Origin of the sequence: Amycolatopsis sp. cmx-11-12 (assembly GCF_046269425.1) — a bacterium.
In the GTDB taxonomy this organism is placed as follows: domain Bacteria; phylum Actinomycetota; class Actinomycetes; order Mycobacteriales; family Pseudonocardiaceae; genus Amycolatopsis.
Window position 1 is genome coordinate 102048 of record NZ_JADNQM010000009.1, and the last position, 15581, is coordinate 117628.

Consider the following 15581-nt stretch of genomic DNA (forward strand, 5'->3'; position numbering starts at 1 on the left):
TGGCGGGTCACAACCGTGAGTTGTACGTCTCGCTCAGAGGTCCCCGAGCGCGGTGACCGGCGACTCGACGCAGTCGGCGACGAACCGCAGGAAACCGCCCGCGGTCCCGCCGTCGCAGACCCGGTGGTCGAACGCCAGCGTCAGCTCGCAGACCTTCCGCGCCACCAGAGCGCCGTCGACGACCCAGGCGCGGTCGATGATCCGGCCGATGCCGAGGATGGCCGCCTCTGGATGGTTGATGATCGCGGCGGAGCCGTCCACCCCGAACACGCCGTAGTTGTTCACGGTGAAGGTCCCGCCGGTGAGACCCGCCGGGCCGAGCTTTCCTTCCCGGGCTTGGGCGGTCCGATCGCCGATCGCGGCCGAAAGCTCCCTTGTGGACAGTGAACCCGCGTCGCGGACGACCGGCACGACGAGACCGCGGTCGGTCTGCGCCGCGAAACCGAGGTTGATGTCCCGCAGCTGGACGATTTCGTCGCCTTCGACGCGCGAGTTCAACTCGGGGTACTTCCGCAGCCCCGCCACGGCGAACCGGGCGACGAGGCCGAGGAGACTCACCGGGCGATCCGGTGCCGAGGCGTTGAGCGACTTTCGCGCGGCGACGAGTTCGGTAGCGTCGACGTCGACCCAGACCGTCGCCTCGGGGATCTGGCGCCGCGAGGTCGTCAGCTTGTCGGCGACAGCCTTGCGGACCCCGGTCAGCGGGACCCGCTTCTCACCGTCCCGTGGTTCTGGGACGGCGGTGGTGAGCACGGCCTCGACGTCCGCGCGCCGGATGATGCCGCCCGGCCCGCTGCCGGTCAGCTTCGTGAGGTCGATCTTGTTGTCGGCGGCCATTTTGCGGACGAACGGCGAGATCACGCCCGGCGCTTTCGACGGCTTCTCGGGAGTGGTGACGGCGGTGCGTGTCCGGCGGCGCCGCGTCGTGGTCGTGGTCCCGTAGCCGATGAGGACGTTGCCGCTGCCCTCGCTCGCGGTCGTCACGCCGGGTTCGGTGAAGCCGGGGCCGATGGTGAGCAGGGGAGCGCCGACCGGCAGCGACTGGCCGGGTTCGCCGTGGAGACGGGTGACGACGCCGGCGAACGGCACCGGCACCTCGACCGCGGCCTTCGCGGTCTCCACTTCGACGACGGGCTGGTCGACGCCGACAGTGTCGCCTTCCTTGACGAGCCAGTTCACGATCGACGCCTCGGTCAGCCCTTCACCGAGGTCCGGGAGCAGGAAGTCAGGCACCGGCCACCACCGGTTCGTCGTTCCACTGCAACCGGGCGACGGTGTCCAGGATCCGGTCGACGTCCGGAAGCTGATGGCGCTCCAGTTTCGGTGGCGGATAAGGAATGTCGAGACCGGTGACCCGCAGGACGGGCGCGTGCAACTGGTGGAAGCACTGTTCGGTGATCCGGGCGACCACCTCGGCGCCGTAGCCACCGAACCCGGCGGCCTCGTGGACGACGACCGCGCGTCCGGTACGGCGCACCGAAGCGGTGACGGTCTCGTCGTCGAACGGGTTCAGCGACCGGAGGTCGACCACCTCGACGTCCCAGCCCTCGGCGGTCGCGGCCTCCGCCGTCTCCAACGCGGTGGCGACCATCGGGCCGTACGCGATCAGCGTGACGTCCTTGCCCCCTCGACGTACGACCGCGCTGTCCATCGGGGCGTTGCCGCGGGTGAAGGAGACGGGTTCCTTGGACCAGTAGCGGCATTTGGGTTCGAGGAAGATCACCGGATCCGGTGAGTCGATCGCGTCGCGCAGGAGGTCGTAGGCGTCCTGGGGAGTGCCAGGCGTGACGACACGAAGCCCGGGCGTGTGGGTGTAGTAGGCCTCGCTCGAATCGCAGTGGTGCTCGACGCCGCCGATCCCGCCGGCGTAGGGGATCCGGATGACCATCGGCAGCGACAGCGCGCCGCGGGTGCGGTTGCGCAGTTTCGCGACGTGCGAAGTGATCTGCTCGAAGGCGGGGTACGCGAAGGCGTCGAACTGCATTTCGACCACCGGGCGGAAGCCGCCCATCGCCATCCCGACCGCGAAGCCGACGATGCCGGATTCCGCCAGCGGGGTGTCGAAGCAGCGGTCCTCGCCGAAGTCGGCGGTGATGCCGTCGGTCACCCGGAACACACCGCCGAGCGGGCCGACGTCCTCGCCGAAGATCAGCACACGGTCGTCGTCCTTGGCGGCGTCGCGCAGGGCGGCGTTGAGCGCCTGCGCCATCGAGATCTCGGTCATCAGCCCTCCACTGCTTCCAGTTCGGCCGCGACCAGCGCCCGCTGAGCGGCCAGCTGGCGGGTCGGAACGGCGTACACGTGCTCGAACAACGACATCGGATCCGGCTCCACGTCCGCGTTCAGCGTGTCGCGCACTCCGGCCGCGAACGTCTCCGCCTCGGCCTGGAATCGCTCGATGTCTTTGCCGGACAACAGGTTCGCGGTGGTCAGGTAGGTCTCGAGGCGGCGGACCGGGTCGGCCGCGCGCCACTTCTCGACCTCGGCCTGGTCGCGGTAGCGGGTGGCGTCGTCGGCGTTGGTGTGCGCGTCGATCCGGTAGGTGTGCGCCTCGACCAGCACCGGCCCGAGTCCGGCACGCGCGTGCGCGACGGCGTCGTCCAGCACCGAAAGGACCGCGACGGCGTCGTTGCCGTCGACCTGTTCGGAGCGGACGCCGTAACCGACGCCCTTGTAGGCCAGCGCGGGCGCGGCGCTCTGCTTCTCGAACGGCACGGAGATCGCGAACCCGTTGTTCTGCACGAAGAACACCACAGGTGCCTTAAACACGGCCGCGAAGTTGAGCGCCTCGTGGAAGTCGCCTTCGCTGGTGGCGCCGTCCCCGATGAGCGCGAACGCGACGACCTCCTCTCCTCGGCGCTGCATCGCGTGCGCGAGCCCGGCCGCGTGGAGGGTCTGGGTGGCCAGCGGGGTGCACTGGGGAGCGACACGGGTCTTGGCCGGGTCGTAGCCGCAGTGCGCGTCGCCGCGAAGCAGCGTCAGGATTTCACCCGGCTCGAGTCCGCGAGCGACCAGCGCGACCGAGTCGCGGTAGGTGGGGAAGAGCCAGTCGGCCTCGGTGAGGGCGAGCGCGCTCGCGACCTGGCACGCTTCCTGGCCGGCGCTCGACGGGTAGACCGCGAGGCGGCCTTGTTTGGTCAACGCGGTCGCCTGCACGTCGAACCGGCGGCCGAGCACCATCAGCCGGTAGGCCTCGACGAGCCGGTCGGCGGGCGGCTCGGCGTAGTCGCCGTGCTCGTCGACGCGCGTGCCGTCCTCGGCGAGGAACCGCACCGGGACCGGTGACGGCAGCAACGCGGCGGCTGGGGTCTCCCGCGACATGGCGCAGCACCACCTTTCACAGACATATGATGCTGAGATCGTGGTTTCTGGCGTCCTGGTGTTCAAGAGGTAGGCGAAATGAGCGACAAACTGTCCGCAGGATCGGTTCAGCCGCACCAACCGTCCACAAGTGGCGTGGCTCACGGACCGGATCCGGGACGAACGGTCCTTGCCCTCGACGACATCGACCGCGCGATCGTCGCCGAACTGTCCGCCGACGGCAGGCTCGCCGTCCGCGCGCTGGCGGAGCGGCTGCACATCTCGCGCACCAACGCCTACGCTCGCCTCGATCGCCTGATGTCCGAAGGCGTCATCACCGGCTTCGGCGCGCGAATCGACCCCCGGCGGGCCGGTCTCGGGACGAGCGCGTACATCCTGATCACCGTCGAGCAGACGTCGTGGCGCACGATGTCTGCGGAGTTACGGGAGATCCCGTACGTCGAGCACGTGTCGCTGGTCGGCGGCGATTTCGACATCCTGCTGCTGGTGCGGACTCCGGACAACGCGTCGCTGCGGGACGTCGTCCTGGAACGGCTGCAAGCACTGGACGGCGTGCGATCGACCCGGACCTGGCTGATCTTCGAGGAACAGGCGGGCGTCGCTCCCCGCGTTTAGTCCTCTGGTTGCGGGGAGCCCACGCGCCGGTCACCCGCGTCCTTGCGCCTAGTGCCAGGGGCCCGGCAGAGTCGAGATCTTGCAGTTCAGCGGCCCACCGGCTGCGGAGTCCTCTGAGCGGGGAGGATTTCGGACGTTCAACGTCCGAAATCCTCCCCGCTCGACCCCTCCGGGTACTAGCGATGCCAAGTCCGGATTACCAAGAGCAGCGCTGATCAGCAGCTCTGCGACTTTGCCGGGACCCTGGCGCCTAGTACAGGAAGGGGTCCTTCATGTACTTGGGGAGGGAGTCCTTCACGGACCGCGGTCCCGCCCCAGCCGCCGAGCCGGTCTCGGACACGACCTGAGCCGGCTGTAACGCCTTCAGCCTTCGCGCCGAATACAGGCGGGTTCGATGGCGGAGTCGGAAGCGCCCTGTTGACCGAGAGGTACCACCGACAAGCCCATTCGGGTGATAACGGTTCGGCATTCGATGTATCTGACGTACTCCCCATTGACACCTCCTTACGATCACGGCGACTGGGCGGAGGACAGCGGTGACGGTGGAGAGCGCGGGTCAGGACTACCTGACGCGGCAGGTCGGGGCGCTGCTCGAAGCGATTCGCGAGGAGGGGCCGGTCGGCGAGGGCAGGCGGAGTTTCCGGCTCGCCGGGCATCTCGCCGCGGAGGGCGGGTTCCACCTCGGCGACATCCTCGCCGCGACGGCGCAGTTGCTGGCCGTCCACGCTTGGAACAACGGCTACCTCGGCGCGGCGGAGCTGCTGACGCGGCGCATGCGGGACTTCGGCGCCGAGTCGGTCGAGCTGGTGCGGTATCTCGTGCGGCTGGAGACCGGCTGCGAGCAGGGCTGGCTCCCGCACGCGGATCGCGACGAACTGATCGCCTACGCCCGGCGGGTCCGGCGTGCGGACATCGAGGAGCGCGCGCAAGCCATCGAGCCCTCGTTGCCCGGGGTCACCGACCCCGAGCGTCCTGATCGGATGGCCAGTGAGTCGTGAGATGGTGCTCGGGATCCGCGAGGATGCCGCGGACCACCGAGCAGGCCGCGCCGCGGACGGCGGCCCCCGTACCGAGCGCCGAGGGGACGACGCGCACCGGCGACCACGCCGCGCTGGGCACTCGGCGTTCCAGCTCGGCGAGGAGTGGCTCACGCAGCCACGGTTCGAGCCGGGCGTAGGTTCCGCCTAGCACCACGGCGGGGACGTCCATCAGATTGACCACAGTGGACAGTCCGATACCGAGATGACCCGCGGCGGTGGTGACCGCGGCGAGCGCCGCGTCGCTTCCCGATTCCAGCGCGGAGATCAGATCGTCCACCGTCTCCGCGCCCGCCAGCCGCAGGATCTCGTCCTGTCCGGCCATTCTTTCCAAACAGCCGTTCGCGCCGCAGGAACACGGCGGGCCGTCGGGTGCTACAGGAAGATGGCCGATCTCGCCGCCGGCGCCACGTACACCCTCGAACAGGGCGCGGTCCAGCACGATTCCCGCGCCGATCCCGATTTCGCCGGACACGTGGACGAAATCGGGCAACGCGGTGCCGTGCCAGAGTTCGGCGAGCGCGGCGAAGTTGGCTTCGTTGGCGACGGTGAAGGTCTCGCCGAGCCGGTCCGCGAGGTCGACGTCGCGCCAGCCCAGATTGGGGGCGAGGCGCACGAGACCGGATTCGACCAGGCCCGGAACTGCGACGCCCACACCGCCGACAGGCAAACCCAGCGCCTCCGCCTGCTTCCGCGCCTTGCGCAGGAACGCCGACACGCGCTGGAAAACGCGTGGCGTCCGATTGTCCGCGTATCGGACCTCCTCGAAGCGGACGGCGCCGGTCAAATCGACGAGGCAGAACGCCAGATAGTCGACGCCGATCTCGATGCCGAGACCGTGCGGCCCGGCGGGGGAGAGCGACACGACGGTGCCGCGCCGTCCCGGTCCCACGCGCCGCTCCGGCTCGCCTTCGGCCACAAGATCTGCCGCGATCAACCGGTCGACCACGCTCGACACGGTGGCTTTCGTGAGTCCGGTCGCGGCGGAGAGGCCAGCCCGTGAAGTTCCCGGGCCGTCCGCGATCGCGCCGAGGACGAGGGCGGCGTTGTGCTGCCGCACGGTGTGCTGTCCCGCCGGACGCGTGCCGATCATCGCGCGATTGTATTCGTTCGATGCCTGAACGAAAGCCTTGACCCGCCAGGGCGCGCGTCGATAAGTTCAGGCATCAAACTAATTGGTGGAGGCGTGATGACTCAGGCACCGACGCGTGAGGACAAGTTCAGCTTCGGGCTGTGGACCGTGGGCTGGCAGGCGAACGACATGTTCGGTCCGGCCAGCCGGGGCCCGCTCGACCCGGTCGAAGCCGTGCATCGCCTCTCGGACCTCGGCGCCTGGGGAATCACCTTCCATGACGACGACCTCATCCCGTTCGGCTCCGCCGAGTCTGAACGCGCTCGGCATCTGAAGCGGTTCCAGGCCGCGCTCGCCGAAACCGGCCTCGTCGTCCCGATGGTGACGACGAACCTGTTCAGCCACCCCGTCTTCAAGGACGGCGGCCTGACCAGCAACGACCGCGACGTCCGCCGCTACGCCCTGCGAAAGGTGCTGCGGAACCTCGACCTCGCCGCCGAACTGGGCGCGTCGACGTTCGTGCTCTGGGGCGGCCGCGAAGGCAGCGAGACCGACGCCGCGAAGGACGTCCGCGCGGCGATGGACCGCTACCGCGAGGGCATCGACTTCCTCGCCCAGTACGTCATCGACCAGGGCTACGGTCTCCGGCTCGCCCTCGAACCGAAGCCGAACGAACCGCGCGGCGACATCCTGCTGCCGACCGTCGGGCACGCGCTCGCGTTCATCTCCACACTGGACAACCACGAGATCGTCGGCGTGAACCCCGAGGTGGGGCACGAGCAGATGGCCGGGCTCAACATCGTCCACGGCATCGGCCAGGCGCTGTGGCAGGGCAAGCTGTTCCACATCGACCTCAACGGCCAGCGCGGCCCGCGCTTCGATCAGGATCTCGTGTTCGGTCACGGCGACGTGCTTTCGTCGTTCTTCCTGGTCGATTTGCTGGAGCACGGCGGCTACGACGGGCCGCGCCACTTCGACTACAAGCCGCTGCGCACGGAGAACATGGACGGTGTCTGGGCCAGCGCCGAGGCCAACATGGCCAGTTACCTGCTGTTCGCCGAACGCGCCCGCGCGTTCCGTGTCGACCCCGAGGTGCGGGCCGCCCTCGACGCGGCCCTCGTCCCGGAACTGGCGACACCGACGCTCAACGAGGGCGAGACGGCCGCGGACCTGCTGGCCGACCGTTCGACGTTCGAGGACTTCGACCCGGACAAGGCGGCGGAACGCGGATATGGGTTCATCCGCCTGTCCCAGCTCGCGCTCGAACACCTCACCGGGGCGCGCTAGAACCTGTCGACGTCGATGACGGCCTTGGCGAACTCCTCCGGCGCCTCCTGTGGCACGTTGTGGCCGATCCCGTTCAGGACACGGTGCTCGTACTTGCCGGAGAACTTCGACCGGTAGGCCTTGCCGTCGGTGTTCGGACCGTCGAAGTCGCTGCCGATCGTGATGGTGGGCACCGAAACCGCCGGACCCTGCGCGAGTTTCTGTTCCAGGGCGTCGAGTTTCGGGTCGCCGTCGGCAAGGCTGAGCCGCCAGCGGTAGTTGTGGATCACGATGGCCACGTGGTCCGGATTGTCGAAACAGGCCGCCGAGCGGTCGTAGGTCGCGTCGTCGAAGGTCCACTTCGGCGACGCGATCTTCCAGATCAGCTTGTTGAAGTCGTGGCGGTTCTTCTCGTAGCCGAGGATGCCGCGCTCGGTCGCGAAGTAATATTGGTACCACCAACCGAGTTCGGCGGTGGGGGAGAGCGGCTGCTTGTTCGTCTCCCGGTTGGTGACCAGGTAGCCGCTCACCGAGACGAGTGCCTTGCAGCGTTCGGGCCACAGCGCGGCGATGATCACGGCCGTGCGGGCACCCCAGTCGAAGCCGCCGAAGACGGCCTTCTGGATCTTGAGGGCGTCCAGCAGCGCGACGATGTCGGCGGCGATCGCGGACTGCTGGCCGTTGCGAAAGGTGTCTTTCGACAGGAACCGTGTGGGCCCGTAGCCCCGCAGGAACGGCACGATCACCCGGTATCCGGCCGCGGCCAGACGCGGGGTGACGTCGACGTAGCTGTGGATGTCGTAGGGCCAGCCGTGCAGGAGGACCACCGCCGGACCGTCGGCGGGGCCTGCCTCGGCGTATCCGATGCTCAGCTCGCCGGCGTCGATCTGCTTGATCGGGCCGAGCGAGGTGTTTCCGCCGGTCGTGGCGGCAGCCGCCGTCGGTGCCGTCGCCGGTTGGGCCGAACAACCCGCCACGGCGGCTCCCGCCGTCGCGGCGACGACGGCCTGCGCGAACCTTCTCCTGCTGAGCATCCTGATTCCTCCCGCGAAACGCCGGTACGGGACGAAATTAGGAGTGCGGCACGAGGCGCGGCGACCGTCGGACGACGTCACCCGTGTAAGTCACCGGGTTAGGCGACCTCAGGTTCGACGCCGAGGAAGGTCGCCTCCAGACGGCGGATCCGGGCCCAGAACTCCGCTTCCCGGCCGGATTCGAGAACGCCAAGATGCCCGCCAGGGACGACGCGCCCCACGAACGGACCGGACGTCCACACCCGCCATCCGCCGGTGGCGTCGTCACCCGAAGCGAACGCGGGATCGTCGGTGCCGCGTATCGCCGCGATCGGGCACGCGAGCCGGGTCCTGGCGGGTCCGCGGTAGGCGTTCAACAACTGGAGGTCGCCGAGCAGCAGGTCCAGGGCATACTCCCAGCCTTCGGGCGAGTCGCGGTAGCCCGCGACCGGGGTGAGCCCGGTGCGGCCGAACACCCGGCCCATGGCCGACGCTCCCGCCTTGGCGTTCTTGTCCGGCGAGCGCCGCTGCGGGGCGCACGCGTCCACGACGACCAACGCGCCCGGCGCGGCGCCCAGCCGTTGAGCCGTTTCCATCGCGACGAAGGCGCCCATGCCGAAGCCGATGACCACGGTGCGGGAGAACCGGTCGGTCGTCATCTCGTCGGCCAGCCGCGCGGCCAGTTCTTCGACGGACGCGGCCGGAGTCTCCGCGAGCCGTTCCCCGTGCCCGGGATATTCGACGCCCCAGACGTCCGCGTCGATCGCGGCGGCGAGCGGGCCGAAGGCGCGGAGTATGCCTCCAGCAGGCGGAAGCAGCAGGTAGTCGCACCCGCGACTGTCCGATGTGGACAGTTGAATGAGTGCGGCCGTCATGATCCGAAAGATACGCGCCGTTAACCCGAACGGGGTAACGGTTTGGCTTCGACCAAGATCAATTCACCCGCTGGGGGGAGGCCGGGAAAGATCTTCGCAAGAAAGTCGCCCGGCTGTGTCGTATCTGGCGTTCTCCACTCGACGTCCTGATAAGAGCCGGAAGGAGAAAGCGATGAACACCACGACACTGGCCTCGACCACGCGGCTGAACCCGGTGAACCGCACCCTGCCGGTTCTGCTGGCGATGGAGGACGACGCCGAAGACGTCGGCCGCCTGTCCCCGGACGACCGCCTGACCTGCCACGTGCACGGCCGTTGGATCCACGAGTGCGTCGCCTCCCCACTGCACGTCAACCCGATCACCCGGCACCGCTGGTGTCGTTCGTGCGCGACCGCGCTGACTGTTTCCGTCGACGAGCTGTCCGGTGACGTCACCATGTCCTGCCCTCGGTGCGGCCACGGCGAAAGCGCCGCCTCGGCCCGGCTGATCGCCGCTTGCCGGGCCAGCCTGGTCGCCGCGCGTCGCAGTTCTGGTTCACGGGCTGCCTAAGCGACGCACTTGAGGACACGGTCGATGATCAGGTCGCGATCCTCCGGCCGGAGATAGAGGTAGTGCCCGGCGTCGGGCAGGATCTCGACGTCGGCATGGGGGAGCAGGCTTTCGAAGCGGGCGGCGGCAGCGGCCGAATCGTGCACGGCGCTACGTCCGCCGAACAGGGCGAGCGTGGGCAGTTCGATGGACCGCAGTGCCTCCTCGCTCGGGCAAACCTGGAACGGTATCCGCGCGCGGTACGACCGGATTCCGGCGAGCACCAGCCGGGCGGCGGGCTGGTCGAAGATGTCCTCCCCGGCGGACCACGTGAGGAAACGCCGCCACAGGCGTTCGCTGTCGAGCACGGCGGCGGGCGCGCCGTACCAGAACACCTTCCTGGCGAACGGCGCCGAAACGGTGGTCGCGTCCAGCAACGCGATGGACGCGAGCCTGCCGGGCGCGTGGATCGCCTGGTTGACCGCGTGCCAGCCGCCGGTCGAACCGCCCACGAGGTGCACCGCGGTCAGCCCCAGGCTCTCGAAGACGTCGTCGAGAGCGCCCACACGGTCGCGGATGTCCTTGAACGGCGCGGTTTGCACGCTTCCGCCCGCCTCGCCGAGGGTCTCGATCGCGTAGACCGCGTGCCGTTCGGCCAAAGCGGGAAACAAGGCCGCGTAACAGGCGGAAGTCGCCATGAGGCCGGGCAACAGTGCCATCGGCGGACCGTCGCCGCCATACCGGTAGACCCGGGTGATGCCATGGCGGGTCTCGACGTTGAAGACCCCGTCCGGCGCCGGGCACTCGGCCATGGCGCGGTCATACGCGGCGAAGTACTGCTTCTCGGCCGCCGGATTCCTGAATCCCCCTGTTTTCTTCATGAGGAGAACGCTAGGCAGAGCCACGTTTCCGGTCTTGAACGAAAGTAAGATGGCGGCATGGGCGGGTGGAGTCTCGTGGTGCCGCGGCGGGACATCGTCCGCGCGCCCGGTGAGCGGGTTTTCAGGTCGCCTCATCCCGGTCTTGCCGCTCATGTCCTGAGCTACGTCGCGCACGATCTGCCGGACGCCGAGCCGATCTCCTGGCAGGTCACGCCGTTGTCCGTGCTCACTTGGGTGATCGACCTCGAAGCGCCGGTCCGCCGCGGGCCGGACGGGGCGGTCCCGGATTCACCGGTACTCGGCTTGCGGGACCGGCCGCTGCTCATCGGGCAGGCCGGGGGATCGCGCGGCATCGCCGTCGCGCTGACGCCGCTCGGCGCGTACGGATTGTTCGGGATTCCGTTGCGGGAGCTGGCGAATTCGATCGTCGCCGCGGCCGATCTGCTGCCACCCGGGTCACTGACCGAACAGCTCGCGGAGGCCGCGGACTGGCCGGAGCGCTTCCGGCTGCTCGACGAGTACCTCGTGACGAGGCTGATTCGCGGCCTCGAACTCGCCACACCCGTCCGCTACGCCTGGGACAGGTTGTCGGCGGGCCCGGTCCGCGTCGACGCGCTCGCGGACGAGATCGGCTGGAGCCGCCAGCACCTGAACGCCCGGGTCCGCGAACAGATCGGACTGGGCCCCAAGACGATCGGGCGGATCACCCGGCTCAACCGCACGATGGCGCTGCTGGACCGGGCGCCCACCCTCTCGTGGCCGGAGGTCGCCTACCGGGGCGGGTACAGCGACCAGGCGCATCTCATCCGCGAATTCCGGGCGTTGACCGGATTCAGCCCGACCGAGGCCGGGAAGCCTGCCGGGTTATTTGTTGCGCCAGGTCACGGCTCGTGAATCGGCGCTTTCGTAGGGCTGCGAGGTGTACGCCAGTGACGTGATCGGGTCCGACGCGACCCCGAAGTGCAGACGGCAGGACTCGAAGACCGCCCCCTTGGTTGAAAAGTCCTTGGGCGCGAAGTTCTCGTCTTCGCAGCCGGCGACGTCGGAGTTTCCCATCTCCAGGAGGGAACCCGGCCAGCCGCCGCTCTTGGTCCTGGCGCTGAGGGTCGGCGCGTACACCTCGGACAGATTGGTGCCGTCGACGTTCGTCAGCTTTTCGCGGACGAAGAAGAAGTTTTTGCCGCGCAGTTTGGCTTTGTCCTCTTCCTTGAGCGGCAGGCCGTCGATGTCGGCGTCGGGCGCTTTGACCGATTCCACGGTGACCGTCAGCCCGACGACGCCCTTCGCGTAGTGGCTGTAGAACGGGATGATCGCCTGCTCCCCGAACTTCAGTTTCGTGCCGGGCTTGACCGCCTCCCCGGTGACCTCCAGTGTAGGCGTGGTGGTCAGGTAAGGCTTCGGTGTCGTCGTCGGAGGCTCGCTGGCGGGCGTCTCTTTCGGACGGTCTTACGCCGGGCAAGCGGTCTCGGCCGCGAAGGCGGTCGGCTAGTGTCGCGTAATCGCCGTCTGATCACGGGTAAGACCTGCAGGATCACGCGACGCTAGGCCGATAAGCGGTCGAGCCATTCCGCGAGCAGCGCGTGCTCGGCCTGGGTCAGCGCGTTTCCGGGTTCCTTCGCCAGCGCGGCCTTGAGTGCGATGGCGCGTTTGGGGATGCCCGAAGCGCCGTCGGCACTGTCGGTGGTGATCGTCTGGATGACGTGTTCGCGGGCGTCGATGATCAGGTCCAGGTCACGTTGCTCGGGCGGGCTCGCGATGAGCGAGAGGATCACGCCCATCCCGGTCGCGTGCACCAGTTGCGCGGATCGTTCGACTGGTATGCGCAGACGGCCTGCCTCGGCGATGCGCTCGACGATCCGGCGGAGCATCGCGTCCGCCTCCTTGCGCGCTTCGCGGACGCGAGGTTCGCCGTACATGAGCAGGTAAAAGGCGGGCTGGGACAGACCGAACTCGACGTGCAGGTCCCAGCCTCGCCGGAGGTCGCCGACCGGGTCGCCGGTTTCGCCGAGGGAGTGTTTTCCCGACAAATAACTCTTGAAGCCGTGGGCGGCGACCGCGTCGAGGAGGCCCTCCTTGTCGCCGAAGGTCCGGTAGAGCGTCGGCGCCTGCACGCCGGCGGCGGCGCTGACCGCACGCGTCGACAACGCGTCGCGCCCGCCGTCCACCAGTAGCTCCGCCGCCGCGTGAACCAGCCGGTCTCTCGTCGTCATATATCGACGATAACATGATTTGGGTAGCACCGGTTCGGAATCGGTGATACTTTCATTGTGTTATCGACGGAAACACCTGATGGGAGCACCTCATGACACGCGTAGCGATCGTCACCGGCGGATCGCGTGGCATCGGCAGGCAGAGCGCCGAGCGACTGGCGTCCGACGGATTCACGGTCGTCGTCGTTTACGGCGGCAACAAGGATGAGGCGCAGGCCGCGGTCGACGCGATCACCACCGGCGGCGGCCAGGCGATCGCCGTCCATGCCGACGTCGCCGACGAACACGCCGTCGCAGCCCTGTTCGACACCGCGGAGGAGACCTTCGGCGGGATCGACGTGGTGGTCCACGCCGCCGGGACGATGTACCTCGCGCCGGTGGCCGAACTGGACCTCGACCGGCTGGACCGGCTGCACCGCACCAATATCCGCGGCACCTTCGTGGTCGATCAGCAGGCGGCCCGCCGCGTCCGCGACGGCGGCGCGATCATCAACTTCTCCACCTCGGTGCTCGGGCTCGCTCTTCCTGGCTACGCCGCGTATGCCGCTACCAAGGGGGCGGTCGAGGCGATCACCTTGGTCCTCGCACGGGAACTGCGCGGCCGTGATATCACCGTGAACGCGGTTGCCCCCGGCCCGACCGCCACGGCGCTGTTCCTCGACGGCAAGGACGAGGAGACCATCGCGAGCATGGCCGCGCAGCCGCCCCTCGAACGCCTCGGCACCCCTTCCGACATCGCCGAGGTCGTCTCGTTTCTCGCCGGTCCGGCCCGCTGGGTCAACGGCCAGGTCCTGCGCGCCAACGGTGGCATCGTCTGAGTCAGACGACGTCCAGCCGCGGTGCCGCGGACGCCGACTGAGCCGCGTAGGCGATGGAGTTCGCGTCGTTGAGGTTGTTGACCCGCACGGTGAACGCCGGAATGGCCCGCTTGGTGAACTTGGTGGTGTAGACCGAAAAGGTCTTGGTGGACTGCGAGTAGAAGATGTGCTTCGTCTGGTTCCAATCGACCTCGAGGAACTGACGGCGTACGACCCCGACGAAGAGGAAGAGCAACCGGCGGTTCGTGCAAGCGAGCACACCCTGGCCTTCGCCTTGCGCGCTGGTCAGCGCGAGTACTTGTTCTTCGGGCCGGAGATAGCCGGGGAGGAGATTGACCTCCTTCATCGAGCCCACGAGCACTCCGCGAACGTTCCGCAACGCGGCCGCGATGTCGGGGCGCGGTGCCGGTGCGGGAGAGGCCTGAGATACCTGTTGCGGAGGTGCCGATGGCGCGGGTACAGGACGTTCGGCGGTGTAGAAAGTCCAGCGATATCCGTCCCAGTACCGCAGCAGGGAATCGTCCAAAGGATCGGGGAACCACGACGGGGGACGGGGAGGCGCTTGGGGCGGGTTGGGGTGACTCATGCCAGGTCGCCGTCCGAAGAAAGGTCGCCGTCGTCGCCCGCGTCGGTGTTCGATGCGACCGCCGACAAGGCGAGCGAGCGTTCGTCGTCGCGGCGGGACGCGCGCCATTCGACGGCGTCCGCGGTGTCCTTGTATTCGAGGATGTGGTCGTCACCGAGCTTGGTGAGGAGTTCCTTCACCCGCGCGGGCGTGGCGTAGAAGAACTCGCGCCGCGGATTCACCATGTTGACGCGATCGGCCGCCAGTTGCTGGTGCAGGGCCGTTTCGAGGGCGACCGCGTCTTCGGAGAAGAAGAGCCCGTGGACGTCGAACCGGAACGGCACGGACGCGTCGCCGAGTTCCCGAACCCGGTCCATCGGTTCGAGGCGGCGGGTCATTCCGATCTTCACCATGTCGGGTCCGAACGCGCCCAGGTTCGAGATGACATAGACGTAGCCGGCGCGGACATTCGCGGCTCGTTGCTCGACACCGGCGATGGCGTCATCGACGGCGGCCAGCTGTTCCTTCGCCTTGGCCCAGCCTTCGGTGTCACACTTCGCCTCGAGCCGGGCGAGGACCGAGGTGTAGTGGGCGCGCTCCTTGGCGAGACGTGCCCGCTCCCGCTCGACCTCCTTCATGACCTTGGCCTCTTCGCGGAGCCTGGCACGTTCTTCGCGCGCCACTTCGCGTTCGATCTCGACCTTCATCAGGTAGTCCGCGGTCAGGTCGATCTCCTTGAGCCTGAGCCGGTGGTAGTCGCTCGAAATGGTGATGCGCATCAGCGTGCCGAGTTTGCTGATCGTGTCCCGCGTGGTCGTCAGCCGGTTCCTGACGGATTCCACCGTATGCGGTTTGACCACACGGACCGCGTTGTCGGCTTCGGCGTTGTAAGCCCGGAGCATCAACTTGGCCATGTCGCGGCCGAGTTTCTGCCCCTCTTTGACCGATCCGTTGACCGCCCAGTCGACCTGACAGGTCACGGCGTCGGACTTGGCGGCCGCCTTGATGTTCAGCCGCAGTTCGCTGAGCGCGTCTTTGTAAGCCAGCGCGTCCTCGAGCGGATGCGAGTACTCGTAGATGCCGACCTGCTGGAGCAAGGCGAGTTCACGAGTCTCGACGAGCTGAGAGCGCCAAGACTCCAGCTCGGCCGCCAGTTGCTGCCGGGAGGCGGACTGTGCCGCATGCTCCGCCTTGGCCTGCTCGACCGCTGCCTTCAACCGGCGGAGGTCGGTTTCGAGCGCGGCGGTTTCAGCTCCGCGAAGGTGCCCGACCCAGCCCCTCAACTCCGCGATCGTCGCGTGCGCCGCCGCCAGTTGCTGGTGAAGGGCGACGACTTCCGCGCTCTGATTGTTGCCGAACAACGCCACGTTGCTTCCTCC

Annotated in this window: 17 protein-coding genes; 6 read left to right on the plus strand and 11 right to left on the minus strand. The window is 68.2% G+C overall.

From position 1 onward, the window contains the following. Window positions 1–33: 33 nt before the first annotated feature. Genes ACLARN_RS15010 through pdhA form a run of 3 tightly spaced genes read right to left on the minus strand, consistent with a single transcriptional unit; the run spans window position 34 to window position 3321 of the window. Window positions 34–1233: a dihydrolipoamide acetyltransferase family protein gene (locus ACLARN_RS15010; protein ID WP_409491995.1), complete on the minus strand. Its 1200-nt coding sequence runs from the start codon at window positions 1231–1233 to the stop codon at window positions 34–36. After that, the gene (locus ACLARN_RS15015; RefSeq protein WP_409491996.1) at window positions 1226–2224 is read right to left on the minus strand and encodes an alpha-ketoacid dehydrogenase subunit beta; all 999 of its coding nucleotides are present in this window, start codon (window positions 2222–2224) and stop codon (window positions 1226–1228) included. The genes ACLARN_RS15010 and ACLARN_RS15015 overlap by 8 nt, the downstream gene beginning before the upstream one ends. Continuing rightward, on the minus strand, window positions 2224–3321 hold the full coding sequence (pdhA, locus tag ACLARN_RS15020; protein ID WP_409491997.1) for a pyruvate dehydrogenase (acetyl-transferring) E1 component subunit alpha: 1098 nt from the start codon (window positions 3319–3321) through the stop codon (window positions 2224–2226). The genes ACLARN_RS15015 and pdhA overlap by 1 nt, the downstream gene beginning before the upstream one ends. Window positions 3322–3456: 135 nt before the next feature. On the opposite strand from pdhA, the gene ACLARN_RS15025 reads away from it, so the two are divergent. Next, window positions 3457–3936 (plus strand): Lrp/AsnC family transcriptional regulator, encoded by a 480-nt coding sequence (locus tag ACLARN_RS15025; protein ID WP_409491998.1) that lies wholly within the window; start codon window positions 3457–3459, stop codon window positions 3934–3936. 536 nt (window positions 3937–4472) lie between these two features. Then, entirely contained in the window at window positions 4473–4934 is a 462-nt protein-coding gene (locus ACLARN_RS15030) for a hypothetical protein (RefSeq protein WP_076167752.1), read from the plus strand. On the opposite strand, the gene ACLARN_RS15035 is transcribed toward ACLARN_RS15030, so the two are convergent. Then, entirely contained in the window at window positions 4891–6066 is a 1176-nt protein-coding gene (locus ACLARN_RS15035) for an ROK family protein (RefSeq protein ID WP_409491999.1), read from the minus strand. The genes ACLARN_RS15030 and ACLARN_RS15035 overlap by 44 nt on opposite strands. A gap of 96 nt (window positions 6067–6162) precedes the next feature. Between ACLARN_RS15035 and xylA the strand changes: the two genes are divergently transcribed. Beyond that, window positions 6163–7332, plus strand: a complete 1170-nt coding sequence (gene xylA, locus ACLARN_RS15040; RefSeq protein ID WP_409492000.1) for a xylose isomerase — start codon at window positions 6163–6165, stop codon at window positions 7330–7332. On the opposite strand, the gene ACLARN_RS15045 is transcribed toward xylA, so the two are convergent. Together ACLARN_RS15045 and ACLARN_RS15050 are read right to left on the minus strand one after the other, a co-directional pair. Beyond that, window positions 7329–8345: an alpha/beta fold hydrolase gene (locus tag ACLARN_RS15045; protein ID WP_409492001.1), complete on the minus strand. Its 1017-nt coding sequence runs from the start codon at window positions 8343–8345 to the stop codon at window positions 7329–7331. The two genes, xylA and ACLARN_RS15045, sit on opposite strands and share 4 nt — an antisense overlap. A 98-nt stretch (window positions 8346–8443) precedes the next feature. Continuing rightward, a complete protein-coding gene (locus ACLARN_RS15050; RefSeq protein WP_409492002.1) occupies window positions 8444–9199 on the minus strand; it encodes a thioesterase II family protein in 756 nt (251 codons plus the stop codon). Window positions 9200–9371: 172 nt separating this feature from the next. On the opposite strand from ACLARN_RS15050, the gene ACLARN_RS15055 reads away from it, so the two are divergent. Then, window positions 9372–9749, plus strand: coding sequence for a hypothetical protein (locus ACLARN_RS15055; RefSeq protein ID WP_409492003.1), 378 nt, complete (start codon window positions 9372–9374; stop codon window positions 9747–9749). On the opposite strand, the gene ACLARN_RS15060 is transcribed toward ACLARN_RS15055, so the two are convergent. Beyond that, a complete protein-coding gene (locus ACLARN_RS15060; protein WP_409492004.1) occupies window positions 9746–10609 on the minus strand; it encodes an alpha/beta fold hydrolase in 864 nt (287 codons plus the stop codon). The genes ACLARN_RS15055 and ACLARN_RS15060 overlap by 4 nt on opposite strands. Before the next feature lie 57 nt (window positions 10610–10666). On the opposite strand from ACLARN_RS15060, the gene ACLARN_RS15065 reads away from it, so the two are divergent. Further along, on the plus strand, window positions 10667–11503 hold the full coding sequence (locus ACLARN_RS15065) for a helix-turn-helix domain-containing protein (RefSeq protein ID WP_409492005.1): 837 nt from the start codon (window positions 10667–10669) through the stop codon (window positions 11501–11503). Here ACLARN_RS15065 and ACLARN_RS15070 read toward each other — a convergent pair. After that, a complete protein-coding gene (locus ACLARN_RS15070; RefSeq protein ID WP_409492006.1) occupies window positions 11474–11866 on the minus strand; it encodes a hypothetical protein in 393 nt (130 codons plus the stop codon). The two genes, ACLARN_RS15065 and ACLARN_RS15070, sit on opposite strands and share 30 nt — an antisense overlap. Window positions 11867–12150: 284 nt before the next feature. Further along, on the minus strand, window positions 12151–12819 hold the full coding sequence (locus ACLARN_RS15075; RefSeq protein ID WP_409492007.1) for a TetR/AcrR family transcriptional regulator: 669 nt from the start codon (window positions 12817–12819) through the stop codon (window positions 12151–12153). A 92-nt stretch (window positions 12820–12911) separates the two neighbouring features. Between ACLARN_RS15075 and ACLARN_RS15080 the strand changes: the two genes are divergently transcribed. Then, the gene (locus ACLARN_RS15080) at window positions 12912–13637 is read left to right on the plus strand and encodes an SDR family oxidoreductase (protein ID WP_409492008.1); all 726 of its coding nucleotides are present in this window, start codon (window positions 12912–12914) and stop codon (window positions 13635–13637) included. A 1-nt stretch (window position 13638) separates the two neighbouring features. Here the strand turns inward: ACLARN_RS15080 and ACLARN_RS15085 are convergent, their stop codons facing one another. Both ACLARN_RS15085 and ACLARN_RS15090 read right to left on the minus strand, forming a co-directional pair. Beyond that, on the minus strand, window positions 13639–14223 hold the full coding sequence (locus ACLARN_RS15085; protein ID WP_409492009.1) for a DUF2510 domain-containing protein: 585 nt from the start codon (window positions 14221–14223) through the stop codon (window positions 13639–13641). Then, window positions 14220–15569, minus strand: coding sequence for a DUF4041 domain-containing protein (locus ACLARN_RS15090; protein WP_409492010.1), 1350 nt, complete (start codon window positions 15567–15569; stop codon window positions 14220–14222). Before ACLARN_RS15090 ends, ACLARN_RS15085 begins: the two co-directional genes overlap by 4 nt. Between the last annotated feature and the right edge of the window lie 12 nt (window positions 15570–15581).

What these genes read in the sequence shown, in the direction of transcription:
- ACLARN_RS15060 (WP_409492004.1), bottom strand. Translation starts at nt 10,609, where the DNA reads ATGAAGAAAACAGGGGGATTCAGGAATCCGGCGGCCGAGAAGCAGTAC.
- ACLARN_RS15080 (WP_409492008.1), top strand. Translation starts at nt 12,912, where the DNA reads ATGACACGCGTAGCGATCGTCACCGGCGGATCGCGTGGCATCGGCAGG.
- ACLARN_RS15075 (WP_409492007.1), bottom strand. Translation starts at nt 12,819, where the DNA reads ATGACGACGAGAGACCGGCTGGTTCACGCGGCGGCGGAGCTACTGGTG.
- pdhA (WP_409491997.1), bottom strand. Translation starts at nt 3,321, where the DNA reads ATGTCGCGGGAGACCCCAGCCGCCGCGTTGCTGCCGTCACCGGTCCCG.
- ACLARN_RS15065 (WP_409492005.1), top strand. Translation starts at nt 10,667, where the DNA reads ATGGGCGGGTGGAGTCTCGTGGTGCCGCGGCGGGACATCGTCCGCGCG.
- ACLARN_RS15085 (WP_409492009.1), bottom strand. Translation starts at nt 14,223, where the DNA reads ATGAGTCACCCCAACCCGCCCCAAGCGCCTCCCCGTCCCCCGTCGTGG.
- ACLARN_RS15015 (WP_409491996.1), bottom strand. Translation starts at nt 2,224, where the DNA reads ATGACCGAGATCTCGATGGCGCAGGCGCTCAACGCCGCCCTGCGCGAC.
- xylA (WP_409492000.1), top strand. Translation starts at nt 6,163, where the DNA reads ATGACTCAGGCACCGACGCGTGAGGACAAGTTCAGCTTCGGGCTGTGG.
- ACLARN_RS15050 (WP_409492002.1), bottom strand. Translation starts at nt 9,199, where the DNA reads ATGACGGCCGCACTCATTCAACTGTCCACATCGGACAGTCGCGGGTGC.
- ACLARN_RS15055 (WP_409492003.1), top strand. Translation starts at nt 9,372, where the DNA reads ATGAACACCACGACACTGGCCTCGACCACGCGGCTGAACCCGGTGAAC.
- ACLARN_RS15045 (WP_409492001.1), bottom strand. Translation starts at nt 8,345, where the DNA reads ATGCTCAGCAGGAGAAGGTTCGCGCAGGCCGTCGTCGCCGCGACGGCG.
- ACLARN_RS15035 (WP_409491999.1), bottom strand. Translation starts at nt 6,066, where the DNA reads ATGATCGGCACGCGTCCGGCGGGACAGCACACCGTGCGGCAGCACAAC.